Raw genomic sequence first — 12,338 nt, 5'->3', positions numbered from 1 at the left:
GCACCCGCCGACGTTACGTACCCTGCCGGGGTGAGCGAATACAGGGAGTTCAGGTTCGGCGGAGCCACCGGGGTCGGGTCCATGCCCGGAGGGGACGCACGGGAGGCGGCCAAGACCGTCACCGGCAGCTTCGAGGACTTTCCGTTCCTCGCCGAGCTGCCCGGGCGGGGGCCGGGCGCCGACATGATCGGCCGTACCGCCGGGATGCTGGTCGAGCTGTACGCGCGCGTGGAGCCGAGCGGCTGGCGCATCGGCGACCGGCCCGGCCGGGACACCAAACGGGCCCGGTCCTGGCTGGGTGAGGACCTCGACGCCCTGGAGGAGTTCACCCAGGGGTACGAGGGCGACCTCAAAGTGCAGGCGGTCGGGCCGTGGACGCTCGCCGCCGCCCTGGAGCTGAAGAACGGCGAGGCCGCCCTGTCGGACCCCGGCGCCTGCCGCGACCTCGCCGCCTCGCTGACCGAGGGCCTGCGCCAGCATCTCGCCGAGGTGCGGCGCCGGATCCCGGGTGCCCGGCTCGTCCTCCAGCTCGACGAGCCCTCCCTCACCGCCGTACTGCGCGGGCAGGTCCGCACGGCCAGCGGCTACCGCGCCCACCGGGCCGTGGACCGGCAGATCGTGGAGGCCACCCTCAGGGACGTCGTCGGGGTGCACGGCGACGGACCGGTCGTGGTCCACTCCTGCGCGCCCGAGGTCCCGTTCGCCCTGCTGGGCCGGGCGGGTGCGGCCGCCGTTTCCTTCGACTTCTCACTCCTCACCGAGCGTGATGACGACGCCATCGGTGAGGCCGTGGAAGCCGGCACCCGGCTGTTCGCCGGTGTCGTGCCGGGCACGGACGGCCCATTGTCGGACCCTGCCGGTAGCGTCATGGGTGTCAGGACGCTGTGGCGCAGGCTGGGGCTGCGTCCCGGGCTGCTGGCGGAGGCGGTCACGGTCACCCCGGCATGCGGTCTCGCGGGCGCATCACCCGCGTACGCGCGCCAGGTGCTCGCCCACTGCGTCCGGGCGGCGAGATCACTCGCGGACAACCCAGAGTAACGGGAGGACAACACGGTGGCCGGCGACAAGCAAGCGGAGACGACGGCGGTGCCCGCCGAGGCCCGCGACAAGCACGCCCAGCTCGCGGAGCAGGTCGAGGAGCACCGCTTCCGGTACTACGTGAAGGACGCTCCCGTCATCAGCGACGCGGAGTTCGACCAGTTCCTCAAGACGCTGGAGGCGCTGGAGGAGCAGTACCCGGAGCTGCGCACGCCGGACTCGCCGACCCAGAAGGTCGCGGGGTCGTACGCGACGGAGTTCACGGCGGTCGAGCACCGCCAACGGATGCTCTCCCTCGACAACACCTTCAACGACGAGGAACTCGCCGCCTGGGCCGACCGTATCGCCCGGGAGCTGGGCGACCAGGAGTACCACTTCCTGTGCGAGCTGAAGGTCGACGGCCTCGCCGTCAACCTCACCTACGAGAACGGCCGCCTCACGCGCGCGGCGACGCGCGGCGACGGCCGCACCGGCGAGGACATCACCCCGAACGTCCGTACCATCGCGGAGATCCCGGACCGCCTCAAGGGCGACGACGTCCCCGACCTCGTGGAGATCCGCGGCGAGGTCTACTTCCCGATGGAGAAGTTCGAGGAGCTGAACGCCCGCCTGGTCGCCGCCGGCGACAAGCCCTTCGCCAACCCGCGCAACGCCGCCGCCGGTTCGCTGCGCCAGAAGGACCCGAGGGTCACCGCCACCCGCCCGCTGCACATGGTCGTGCACGGCATCGGCGCACTGGAGGGCTTCACGGGCATGACCCGCCTCTCCCAGGCCTACGACCTGCTGAAGACCTGGGGCCTGCCCACCTCCACGCACAACCGGGTGGTCGACGACCTCGACGGCGTACGGCAGTTCATCGCCCACTACGACGGCGAGATGCGCCACTCCGTGGAGCACGAGATCGACGGTGCCGTGATCAAGCTGGACGAGATCCGGCTCCAGGGCCGCCTCGGCTCCACCGCGCGCGCCCCGCGCTGGGCGATCGCCTACAAGTACGCGCCGGAAGAGGTCAACACCAAGCTCATCGACATCAAGGTGGGCGTCGGCCGCACCGGCCGCGTCACGCCGTACGCGCAGGTCGAACCGGTCACGGTCGCGGGCAGCGAGGTCGAGTTCGCCACCCTGCACAACCAGGAGGTCGTCAAGACCAAGGGCGTGCTCATCGGCGACACCGTGGTGATCCGTAAGGCCGGTGACGTCATCCCGGAGATCCTCGGCCCGGTGGCCGACCTACGGGACGGCAGCGAGCGGGAGTTCGTGATGCCGGGCGAGTGCCCCGAGTGCGGGACGCCCCTGCGGCCCATGAAGGAGGGCGACATCGACCTCCGCTGCCCCAACGCGCGTACCTGCCCGGCCCAGTTGCGCGAGCGCGTCTCCTATCTCGCGGGCCGCGAGAGCCTGGACATCGAAAACTTCGGCCAGGTGGCCGCGGCCGCGCTCACCCGCCCGCTGGAGCCTGCCGACCCGCCGCTGGTGGACGAGGGCGACCTGTTCGACCTGACCGTCGAGAAGCTCCTGCCCATCAAGGCGTACGTCCTCGACCCGGACAGCGGCCTGCCCAAGCGGGACCCCAAGACCGGCGAGGAGAAGGTCGTCACGGTCTTCGCCAACCAGAAGGGCGAGCCGAAGAAGAACACCCTCGCGCTGCTGGAGAACATCGAGGCGGCCAAGTCCCGTCCGCTCGCCCGCTTCCTGAACGGGCTCTCCATCCGGCACGTCGGCCCGGTGGCGGCGCAGGCCCTCGCGCGCGAGTTCCGCTCCCTCGACCGCATCGAACAGGCCACCGAGGAGGAGCTGGCCGCCACCGACGGCGTCGGTGCCATCATCGCCGCCGCCCTCAAGGAGTGGTTCGCCGAGGACTGGCACCGCGAGATCGTCCGCAAGTGGAAGGCGGCCGGAGTTCCGCTGGAGGACCAGTCGTCCGGCGAGGACGAGGGGCCGCGCCCGCTGGAGGGGCTCACCGTTGTTGTGACCGGCACGCTGGAGGACTTCACCCGGGACGGCGCCAAGGAGGCCCTGCAGAGTCGTGGCGCGAAGGTGACCGGTTCGGTTTCGAAGAAGACCTCGTTTGTGGTTGTAGGTGACAATCCGGGGTCGAAGTACGACAAGGCCATGCAGCTCAAGGTTCCTGTTCTGAACGAGGACGGTTTCGGTGTCCTTCTGGAGCAGGGCCCCGAAGCGGCGGCCGAAGTCGCGCTTCCGACCGAGGAGTAGCGGTTGAAGGCCACCTGTTCGGCGCATATCAGTTGCATACGGGTGGCCCGGGCGCTTTCGGGCAACCGTCGACGACCGCTGCCCGAGGAAGCCTTCTGCGGCCTACTGTTGAGGTGTGCACCTGCCGTGCCCAGCTGCGGTTGGGGCATCCCCCTGCCCGCGAAGGGCGCGGGGAAGGTTTCTTCAACGCGGAGCCGCTGATGGTTGTCGGGCATCGGGCCGCGTGGCGTGGGCACCGCCGGCTGTGAGAGGGACGGGAATGGAACCGACCGAGAGCGCCGCCCCGGACTCACGGCTGCGCCTGCGCCGCCGCGCGGGCGCGTGGCGGGGGAGCCGCTGGACCGGACGGGGCGCCGAGCGCACGGGCACCCGATCACGTAAGACCGGACCGGTCACCGCCGCCGAGACACACACACCGATCCCCCTGGCCATCGAGCCCGCCCCCGCGCTGCCCGGTACCGAATCCGAACGGCATCCGTCCTGGCCCGCGCTGCCCGCGGGCCTCGTGGCCGCCGCCGGATTCGCCCTCGGCGCGGGCTTCTACCGCGCCTTCAGCGGCAACCACGCGCTCTTCCCGGGTGGCACGCTCGGCTGGTCGCTGGCCGTCCTCACCGGCATCATCGTCGGCCATCTCGTGATGCTCGGCCGCGCCCGCTGGTGGGGCGGCACCGGCTCCGGCGCCGCCCTCACGCTCGCCGTCCTGCTGCTGTACGGCTGGGTGCCGGCCGGGATGGTCAGCCTCACCGTCGTCGTCCTGGTGGGCATAGCCAGGCGTAACCGCTGGCGGCAGGGCGTGCTGCACGGCGCGGTGGACATCCTCGGGATCAGCGCCGGCGCCCTGCTGCTCGGCTCCTTCGGGCGCATACCGACCGTCGAGGACCCCTGGAGTCCCGACAAATGGAGCATCACCACCGCACCCGAGGTGGTGCTCGTGGCGGCCGCCTACCTCGCGGTCAGCCGCGGCCTGCTGTGGTACCTGCACGCACCGCGCGGTGGCGGACTGCCCACCGTCGCCCGGACCGCCCTGGTCAGACAGGGTCTGGTCGCCGTCGCACTGCTCGGCATCGCCCCGCTGGTGTGCGTGGTCGCCGATGCCCGGCCGATCCTGCTTCCGCTGTTCGCCATCCCGCTGATCGCCCTCGACTCCACGCTGTGGATGGCCCGGGCCCGTGCCGAGGAGCAGCTGCGCGACCCGCTGACCGGGCTGCCCAACCGGCAGTGGCTGCTGGAGCGGATCTGGACCGCCCTCGACGACGCCGAGCGGATCGGCGCGCGCGCCGCCCTCATGCTGATCGACCTCGATCGTTTCCGGTCGGTGAACGACACTCTGGGGCATCTCGCCGGTGACCGGCTGCTGTTGCAGATAGCCGACCGGCTCCGGGTCGCCCTGCCGCGCGGCGCGGAGGCCGCCCGGCTCGGCGGTGACGAGTTCGCCGTCTTACTGCCCGTAGCCGACTCCACCACGTCGGCCACGCGTGTCGCCCGAGGTCTCGTCGCCGCCCTCAGCTCCCCGCTCGACCTCGACGGGCTCACCCTCGTCCTGGAGGCCAGCGCGGGAGTCGCCGTCTTCCCCGACCACGCGCTGGACGCCGAGGGGCTGCTGCGGCGGGCCGATGTGGCGATGTACCAGGCGAAGCGGGACCGTACGGGCGTCGAGGTCTACGAGTCCAAGCGGGACTCCAACACCCCGGACCGGCTGGGCCTGCTGGGCGATCTGCGCCGGGCGCTGGACGCGCAGGAGGTGGAGCTGCACTACCAGCCGAAAGTCCGCTTCGACGGACAGGTCGCCGGGCTCGAGGCGCTGGTGCGGTGGGTGCATCCCGAGCGCGGGAAGGTGCCGCCGGACGAGTTCATAGCGATCGCCGAGTCCTCGGGGCTGATGCCCCATCTGACGGAGTACGTGCTGGAGACCGCGCTCGCACAGGTCGCCCGGTGGCGCGCCCAGGGGCTGCGGGTGCCGGTGGCGGTGAACGTCTCCCCGCGCGACGTCCACACGCCCGGCTTCGCGGGCTCCGTCGCCGCCCGGCTGGCCCGGCACGGAGTGCCCGCGGGCGCGCTCCAGCTGGAGATAACCGAGCATGTGCTGCTGGAGGATCCGCAGCGGGCCGCCGACACCCTCGCCGGGCTCACCGGGCACGGCGTGAAGATGTCCCTGGACGACTTCGGCACCGGGTACTCCTCGCTGGTGCATCTGCGCCGGCTGCCGGTGAGCGAGCTGAAGATCGACCGGTCCTTCGTGGCCCGGCTGGCCGTGGACACCGAGGACGCGGAGATCGTGCGCTGCACGGTCGACCTGGCGCACTCGCTGGGGCTGCTGGTCGTCGCCGAAGGTGTGGAGGACGACGAGACCTGGGAGCGGCTGCGGGACCTCGGCTGTGACGCGGTGCAGGGGTGGCTGGTCGCCGCGGCGATGCCCCCGGAGGAGGCGACGGCATGGCTGCTGGCCCGGGGCTCCCGCGGCTGGCAGCGACCGCGCGCCGCGCTGCCGGCCGCCGAATAGCTTTCCCGGTTTCCCGGGACTTTTCCCGCCGGCCCGTTCACCTCGGCCGGACGGATGCCCTTCCCGTGGGGCTGCTCGCCGCCGGCGACCGCGGGTACTCAGCTGCCCGTGAAGTGTCCGATCAGCAGGGCCAGCCGCGTCTCATGGCCCTCCTCCGGCAGGCGTCCGCTGCGCATCAGGGTCGCCAGGCCGTGCAGGGCCGCCCAGAACGTCTCCGTCAGGAGGCCCGGATCGTCGCCCTCGACGGCGATCGGCTCCACCGCCTGGAACAGCTCGCCGAACGCCTCCCGCAGGGGCGCCGGGGCCTGGGCCGTGGCGAACGGCAGATCGACCAGGTGGGTGAACATCGCGTCGTAGAGGGCCGGCCGTCGCCGGGCGAAGGACGTGTACGTCCGCGCCACCGCCGCCAGTGACTCCCGCGCGCCCGGTGCCGCCGCGCGCGCCGCCCGCAGCTCCACCGCCAGATCCGCGCAGCCCTGCACCGCGACCGCGGCCATGATCGCGTCCTTGCCCTTGAAGTGGCTGTAGAGGACCGGCTGGCTGTACTCGATCTCGGCGGCCAGCCGGCGCGTGGTCACCGCGTCCCAGCCCTCCGCCTCCGCCAGCTCCCGTGCGGCTGTGACGATCAGCCGCTCGCGTTCCGCTCGTTCGCGCTCCCGGCGCGTCTGGATCGACATGACCGTGATTCTAGCACCGCTAGCAATTCTGTCGACGCTCTGCTAGCTTCGCTCTTGTCCCTAGCGCTGCTAGCAAGGAGAGAAGACGTGACGGTCACCGCGTACACCCTGGCTGTTGTGCTCGACCTGTTCTGCGTGTTCCTCGGGTACCGGTTCCTGTTCCAGCCCGGCCCCGCCGCGACCGGCTACGGCGTCCCCGCCCGGCCGGACGGCGACGCCGGCGCCTACCTCACGGTCAAGGGTCTGAGAGACGGCACCTTCGGCCTGCTGGGTCTGGCGCTGCTGGCCTTCGCCGGAGCGCACGCCGAGGCCTGGTTCATGGTCTGCGTGGCCCTTGTCCCGCTCGGCGACACGCTGATAGTCCTGCGCAGCGGCGGCGCAAAGGCCGTGGCTTTCGGGATCCACTTCGCCACGGCGGTCGTTGTACTCATCAGCGCCGCACTGCTGTTCCTCGTCTGACCACGTCAGCATCATCACCGGGGGTCTGAAGCATGTCGCTGATCGTTCCGAAGTTCGACGAGTCCGTGATCGTCCGGGACGCCGAGGCCGAAGTCGTCGGCCGCGCGCCCACCACCGTGCGCCTGCTGGCCGACAGCAGCCGGACCGGTGGCGCCCTGTCCACCCAGCGCATCACCCTCACGGCCGGCGCCGACGGCGCCAAGCCGCACCGGCACGACAACTCCGCCGAGATGTTCTTCCTGCTGGACGGCGCCGCCGACATCCTCTCCGGCGACGACGTCGTCACCGCGGGCCCGGGCGATCTCGTCATCGTCCCGCCCGGCAAGCCGCACGCCTTCGCCGCCGTACCCGGCGCCGACGCCGACCTGCTCATCGTCATCACGCCGGGCGTCGAGCGCTTCGAATACTTCCGCCACCTCCAGCGTGTCGCCCTCGGTGAAGCCGCCCCGGAGAGCCTCCTGGACGTGCAGGAGCTGTACGACAACCACTTCATGAGGAGCGAGGCCTGGGACGGGCGCCGAGGCTGAGAAGCCGAGGCCGAGACGGGGCCCCGGGAAACCGTTTAACGGGCACGGGGCCCCGCCCCATAGGATTGAGCCCAAACCACACACACTCACCCCAGAGGATCGCTGCATGCCTGGCATCACGCGCGAGGAGGTCGCCCACCTCGCCCGGCTGGCGCGTCTGGAGCTGAAGCCCGAAGAACTCGACCACTTCGCGGGACAGCTGGACGACATCATCGGCGCGGTCGCACGCGTCAGCGAGGTCGCCGACCAAGACGTACCGCCGACCTCCCACCCGCTGCCGCTGACGAACGTCATGCGCGCGGACGAGGTCCGTCCCTCGCTCACCCCCGAGCAGGCGCTCTCCGGCGCCCCGGCCCAGGAGCAGCAGCGTTTCAAGGTGCCGCAGATCCTGGGGGAGGACTGACCATGACGGACATCATCAAGCTCACGGCCGCCGAGACCGCCGAGAAGATCGCCTCCGGCGAGCTGACGGCCGTCGAGGTGACCGAGGCCCACCTCGCCCGCATCGAGGCCGTGGACGAGAAGGTCCACGCCTTCCTGCACGTCGACCGCGAGGGCGCCCTCGCCCAGGCGCGCGCCGTGGACGAGAAGCGGGCCCGCGGCGAGAAGCTCGGCCCGCTGGCCGGCGTCCCGCTCGCGCTCAAGGACATCTTCACCACCGAGGGCGTGCCCACGACCGTCGGCTCGAAGATCCTCGAGGGCTGGATCCCGCCGTACGACGCGACGCTCACCAAGCGGCTGAAGGCCGCCGACGTCGTCATCCTCGGCAAGACCAACATGGACGAGTTCGCCATGGGGTCCTCCACCGAGAACAGCGCCTACGGGCCGACCGGCAACCCCTGGGACCTCACCAAGATCCCCGGCGGCTCCGGCGGCGGCTCCAGCGCCGCTCTCGCCTCCTTCCAGGCCCCGCTGGCCATCGGCACCGACACCGGCGGCTCCATCCGCCAGCCGGCCGCCGTCACGGGCACGGTCGGCGTGAAGCCGACGTACGGAGCGGTCTCCCGCTTCGGCATGGTGGCGTTCTCGTCCTCCCTCGACCAGGGCGGTCCCTGCGCCCGTACGGTCCTGGACGCGGCCCTGCTGCACGAGGTCATCGCCGGGCACGACCCGCTCGACTCCACCTCCATCGACGCCCCGGTCCCGCCGGTGGTCGAGGCCGCGCGCAACGGCAGCGTCGAGGGCATGCGGGTCGGAGTGGTCAAGCAGTTCCGCGGCGAGGGCTACCAGGCCGGCGTCATCCAGCGCTTCGACGAGTCCGTCGCGCTGCTCAAGGAGCTGGGCGCCGAGATCGTCGAGCTGGACTGCCCGTCCTTCGACCTCGCCCTGTCGGCGTACTACCTGATCGCCCCGTCCGAGTGCTCCTCCAACCTCGCCCGCTTCGACGGCCTGCGCTACGGCCGGCGGACCGGCGACGACGGCACGCACTCCGCCGAGGAGGTCACCTCCTTCACCCGTGAGGCGGGCTTCGGCCCCGAGGTCAAGCGCCGCATCATGCTCGGCACCTACGCCCTGTCGAGCGGCTACTACGACGCCTACTACGGCTCCGCGCAGAAGGTCCGCACGCTCATCACGCGCGACTTCGAGAAGGCCTTCGAGCAGGTCGACGTGATCGTCTCGCCGACGACCCCGACCACCGCGTTCGCGATCGGCGAGCGCGCCGACGACCCGATGGCGATGTACCTCGCGGACCTGTGCACCATCCCGACCAACCTGGCGGGGAACGCGGCCATGTCGCTGCCCTGCGGCCTCGCCCCGGAGGACAACCTTCCGGTGGGGCTGCAGATCATCGCGCCGGCGCTCAAGGACGACCGGCTGTACAAGGTGGGTGCCGCCGTCGAGGCCGCCTTCGTGGAAAAGTGGGGGCACCCGCTGCTCGAGGAGGCTCCGTCGCTGTGAGTGCACTGAACAAGGCCAAGGGCTTCAAGAAGTCGAAGTCCGGCACGTACCTGTCGATGGCCGGGACCGCGTTCGGCGCGTTCGGTGTGGCCAAGCAGATCAAGAAGGCGCGTGCCGAGCACGACACACTGCGGCTGATCGACGCCACCGTGTCCGCCGTCGCGATCGTCACCGGCCTCGCCATCCTCTACCGCGAGCTGAAGCGGCTGGGCGACGACGACGTCCTGCTGGGCTGAGAGGGAAGTTTTCACCGTGACCACCACGACCGACCTGGAGTCGTACGAGGACGCGCTGGCGTCGTACGACCCCGTCATGGGCCTTGAGGTCCATGTCGAACTCGGCACCAAGACCAAGATGTTCTGCGGGTGTTCGACCGAGCTGGGCGCCGAGCCCAACTCGCAGACCTGCCCGACCTGCCTCGGCCTGCCCGGCGCGCTCCCGGTCGTCAACGCGATCGGCATCGAGTCGGCGATCAAGATCGGCCTCGCGCTGAACTGCGAGATCGCAGAGTGGTGCCGCTTCGCCCGGAAGAACTACTTCTATCCGGACATGCCGAAGAACTTCCAGACCTCCCAGTACGACGAGCCGATCGCCTTCAACGGCTACCTCGACGTACAGCTGGAGGACGGCGAGACCTTCCGCGTGGAGATCGAGCGCGCCCACATGGAGGAGGACACCGGCAAGTCGACGCACGTCGGCGGCGCCACGGGCCGTATCCACGGCGCGTCCCACTCCCTGCTGGACTACAACCGCGCGGGCATCCCGCTCATCGAGATCGTCACCAAGCCGATCGTCGGCGCCGGCGAGCGTGCCCCCGAGGTCGCGCGCGCCTACGTCCGTGAGCTGCGCGAGCTCATCAAGGCGCTCGGCGTCTCCGAGGCCCGTATGGAGATGGGCCAGATGCGCTGCGACGTGAACCTGTCGCTGATGCCCAAGGGCGCCGCGAAGTTCGGCACGCGGAGCGAGACCAAGAACGTCAACTCGCTGCGCTCCGTCGAGCGAGCGGCCCGCTTCGAGATCCAGCGGCACGCGGCCGTGCTGAACGGCGGCGGGACGATCGTCCAGGAGACCCGCCACTTCCACGAGGACACGGGGTCGACCACCTCGGGCCGAGTGAAGGAAGAAGCCGAGGACTACCGGTACTTCCCCGAGCCGGACCTGGTGCCGGTGGCCCCCTCGCGCGAGTGGGTCGAGGAGATCCGGGCGGGGCTGCCCGAAATGCCGCTGGCCCGCCGCAACCGCCTGCTGGCGGATTGGGGCATCTCGGCCACCGACATGCAGGCGATCCTCAACGCCGGTGCGCTGGACCCGATCGTCGCCTCGATCGACGCCGGGGCCGACGCGGCCTCCGCCCGCAAGTGGTGGATGGGCGAACTGGCGCGCAGTGCCAACGAGTCGGGCAAGGCGCTGGACGAGCTGTCCATCACGCCGGAGCAGGTCGCCCGGGTCACCGAGCTGGTGAACTCCGGCGAACTGAACGACAAGCTGGCCCGCCAGGTCATCGAGGGCGTCCTCGCGGGCGAGGGCACCCCGGACGAGGTCGTCGAGAAGCGCGGTCTCAAGGTGGTTTCCGACGACTCGGCCCTTGGTACGGCCGTCGACGAGGCCATCGCCGGCAACCCGGGCGTCGCCGACAAGATCCGCGGTGGCAAGGTGGCCGCGGCCGGCGCCCTGGTCGGCGCGGTCATGAAGGCGACCCGGGGGCAGGCCGACGCGGCCCGCGTCAAGGAACTGATCCTGGAGAAGCTGGGTGTGAGCGAGGGCTGAGTCCCCGCTCGGTACGGCCCCGGAGGTACCACCTCCGGGGCCGTACCGCTGCCTGCGGCGCCCCACGACCGGGTAGCCCGCACGGGCGCCGGTCCGTCCAGCAGCCACAGCGCGTGCGGTCCCGTCCGTTCGCCAGGGGCACGGCCCCGCGCCTGGTGTCCCAGCCGGACGCGCTACGCTCGCCCTGCCATGAGTGGACGCACCGATTCCGACACCGACCCCGTCATAACCGAGGCGGAGGACGCGGCGGACCACGTCTCGGACGCCCGCCGGGCCCGCTTTGTCGCGGCCGGCGCCGGAGTTCTGCTCACCCTCGCGGGACTGGCTGCCGCGCTGCTCCGCCTCACCGGTTCCGCCCCGGCCCTGGTGCCCGCCGCCTACGGCCTCGGTGCCGCCGTGTGCGCCGTCGCCGCCGTCCTCGGCTCCCGGGGCCGTACCCGACGCGCGCTGTGGATGCTGATCGTGGGGACGATGATCATGGCGCTCGGCGACCAGTTCGACTGAAGCATCCCGAAACATCCGAAGTGCTCCAGGTGCGACAGAGCCCACGCGGCGGTCGATCACCTTCCGCCTGCATCGAGCCGCCGGGGTGCCGCGCCGCCCATGAGAGGCTGAGCAGGGTCTCGGTGGCGGAACTGCGGGAGGAGCAGCAGCACGATGTACGCGATGTCCCTGGGTGAGGACGGCGCCGAACTGCGGCCCCTTGAGGTGTGGCACGCGGCCGAGCTGCTCGCCAACATCGACCGGGGGCGGGAGTTCATCGGCCGCCACATCGGTCTGCCGGACGTGGTGACCGACCTGGACGCCGCCCGCGCCTACCTGCGCTCGTACGCCGACAAACGCGCCGCCGACGCCGGCAGCCTGCACGGGGTGTGGCTGGACGGGAAGCTGGTGGGCGGTCTGCTCTTTCGCGTGTGGGACACCCCGAGCGGCGTCTGCGAGGCCGGCTGCTGGCTGGAACCGGCGGCGGCCGGGCGCGGACTCGTGACGCGCGGCCTGCGGGTACTGCTGGACTGGGCGTTCGACGAGCGCGGCATGCACCGGGTGGAGTGGCAGGTGTCGTCGGCCAACGAGCCCAGCATCAAGGTGGCCCGGCGGCTCGGCATGACCCGTGAGGGCGTCCTCAGGGAGAACTACCCGCACCGGGGCGTGCGCACGGACACCGAGATCTGGTCGGTGCTGGCCGCCGATTGGCGTGCCGCGCGCGCGTAGCGCTCACAGCGATCATTAAGAGACCTCTCAGACAGCGTCCGTACG

At 71.1% G+C, this 12,338-nt stretch carries 12 protein-coding genes; 11 read left to right on the top strand and 1 reads right to left on the bottom strand.

Annotated elements, in window-relative coordinates; translation table 11 throughout:
• Positions 1–30 precede the first annotated feature (30 nt).
• The 3 genes from ACIRU3_RS35815 to ACIRU3_RS35805 all read left to right on the top strand — a co-directional run bounded on the left by ACIRU3_RS35815 (position 31) and on the right by ACIRU3_RS35805 (position 5,752).
• On the top strand, positions 31–1,038 hold the full coding sequence (locus ACIRU3_RS35815; protein WP_404065596.1) for a methionine synthase: 1,008 nt from the start codon (positions 31–33) through the stop codon (positions 1,036–1,038).
• A gap of 15 nt (positions 1,039–1,053) precedes the next feature.
• Positions 1,054–3,252 carry an NAD-dependent DNA ligase LigA gene (gene ligA, locus ACIRU3_RS35810; protein ID WP_404065593.1) on the top strand — a complete coding sequence of 733 codons (2,199 nt, stop codon included), beginning with the start codon at positions 1,054–1,056 and terminating at the stop codon, positions 3,250–3,252.
• Between the two features lie 259 nt (positions 3,253–3,511).
• Positions 3,512–5,752: a putative bifunctional diguanylate cyclase/phosphodiesterase gene (locus ACIRU3_RS35805; RefSeq protein WP_404065590.1), complete on the top strand. Its 2,241-nt coding sequence runs from the start codon at positions 3,512–3,514 to the stop codon at positions 5,750–5,752.
• A gap of 98 nt (positions 5,753–5,850) precedes the next feature.
• Here ACIRU3_RS35805 and ACIRU3_RS35800 read toward each other — a convergent pair whose 3' ends face one another.
• A complete protein-coding gene (locus ACIRU3_RS35800) occupies positions 5,851–6,429 on the bottom strand; it encodes a TetR/AcrR family transcriptional regulator (protein ID WP_404065587.1) in 579 nt (192 codons plus the stop codon).
• 87 nt (positions 6,430–6,516) lie between these two features.
• On the opposite strand from ACIRU3_RS35800, the gene ACIRU3_RS35795 reads away from it, so the two are divergent.
• From ACIRU3_RS35795 to ACIRU3_RS35760, 8 genes are all read left to right on the top strand, one after another.
• The gene (locus ACIRU3_RS35795; RefSeq protein ID WP_404065584.1) at positions 6,517–6,888 is read left to right on the top strand and encodes a DUF4267 domain-containing protein; all 372 of its coding nucleotides are present in this window, start codon (positions 6,517–6,519) and stop codon (positions 6,886–6,888) included.
• 32 nt (positions 6,889–6,920) lie between these two features.
• Positions 6,921–7,415 carry a cupin domain-containing protein gene (locus ACIRU3_RS35790; protein WP_404065582.1) on the top strand — a complete coding sequence of 165 codons (495 nt, stop codon included), beginning with the start codon at positions 6,921–6,923 and terminating at the stop codon, positions 7,413–7,415.
• 106 nt (positions 7,416–7,521) lie between these two features.
• A complete protein-coding gene (gene gatC / locus ACIRU3_RS35785; protein ID WP_018531282.1) occupies positions 7,522–7,818 on the top strand; it encodes an Asp-tRNA(Asn)/Glu-tRNA(Gln) amidotransferase subunit GatC in 297 nt (98 codons plus the stop codon).
• Positions 7,819–7,820: 2 nt separating this feature from the next.
• Positions 7,821–9,314: an Asp-tRNA(Asn)/Glu-tRNA(Gln) amidotransferase subunit GatA gene (gene gatA, locus ACIRU3_RS35780; protein WP_404065579.1), complete on the top strand. Its 1,494-nt coding sequence runs from the start codon at positions 7,821–7,823 to the stop codon at positions 9,312–9,314.
• Complete coding sequence (locus ACIRU3_RS35775; RefSeq protein WP_020942391.1) at positions 9,311–9,550, top strand: hypothetical protein; 240 nt, start codon at positions 9,311–9,313, stop codon at positions 9,548–9,550. Before gatA ends, ACIRU3_RS35775 begins: the two co-directional genes overlap by 4 nt.
• A 16-nt stretch (positions 9,551–9,566) precedes the next feature.
• Positions 9,567–11,081 carry an Asp-tRNA(Asn)/Glu-tRNA(Gln) amidotransferase subunit GatB gene (gene gatB / locus ACIRU3_RS35770; protein ID WP_404065577.1) on the top strand — a complete coding sequence of 505 codons (1,515 nt, stop codon included), beginning with the start codon at positions 9,567–9,569 and terminating at the stop codon, positions 11,079–11,081.
• A 189-nt stretch (positions 11,082–11,270) separates the two neighbouring features.
• Positions 11,271–11,585 (top strand): hypothetical protein, encoded by a 315-nt coding sequence (locus ACIRU3_RS35765; protein ID WP_404065575.1) that lies wholly within the window; start codon positions 11,271–11,273, stop codon positions 11,583–11,585.
• Positions 11,586–11,738: 153 nt separating this feature from the next.
• The gene (locus ACIRU3_RS35760; RefSeq protein WP_404065572.1) at positions 11,739–12,293 is read left to right on the top strand and encodes a GNAT family N-acetyltransferase; all 555 of its coding nucleotides are present in this window, start codon (positions 11,739–11,741) and stop codon (positions 12,291–12,293) included.
• Positions 12,294–12,338: the final 45 nt, after the last annotated feature.

It is taken from the genome of Streptomyces sp. NPDC101151 (assembly GCF_044768335.1).
GTDB lineage: Bacteria > Actinomycetota > Actinomycetes > Streptomycetales > Streptomycetaceae > Streptomyces.
The sequence above is the reverse complement of the archived record's forward strand: the minus strand, read 5'-3'. Positions and strand labels throughout refer to the sequence as shown.

Excerpts from the sequence above, each read along its gene's own strand:
- ACIRU3_RS35805 (WP_404065590.1), top strand. The coding sequence starts at position 3,512 with ATGGAACCGACCGAGAGCGCCGCCCCGGACTCACGGCTGCGCCTGCGC.
- gatA (WP_404065579.1), top strand. The coding sequence starts at position 7,821 with ATGACGGACATCATCAAGCTCACGGCCGCCGAGACCGCCGAGAAGATC.
- ACIRU3_RS35790 (WP_404065582.1), top strand. The coding sequence starts at position 6,921 with ATGTCGCTGATCGTTCCGAAGTTCGACGAGTCCGTGATCGTCCGGGAC.
- gatC (WP_018531282.1), top strand. The coding sequence starts at position 7,522 with ATGCCTGGCATCACGCGCGAGGAGGTCGCCCACCTCGCCCGGCTGGCG.
- ACIRU3_RS35760 (WP_404065572.1), top strand. The coding sequence starts at position 11,739 with ATGTACGCGATGTCCCTGGGTGAGGACGGCGCCGAACTGCGGCCCCTT.
- ACIRU3_RS35800 (WP_404065587.1), bottom strand. The coding sequence starts at position 6,429 with ATGTCGATCCAGACGCGCCGGGAGCGCGAACGAGCGGAACGCGAGCGG.
- ACIRU3_RS35765 (WP_404065575.1), top strand. The coding sequence starts at position 11,271 with ATGAGTGGACGCACCGATTCCGACACCGACCCCGTCATAACCGAGGCG.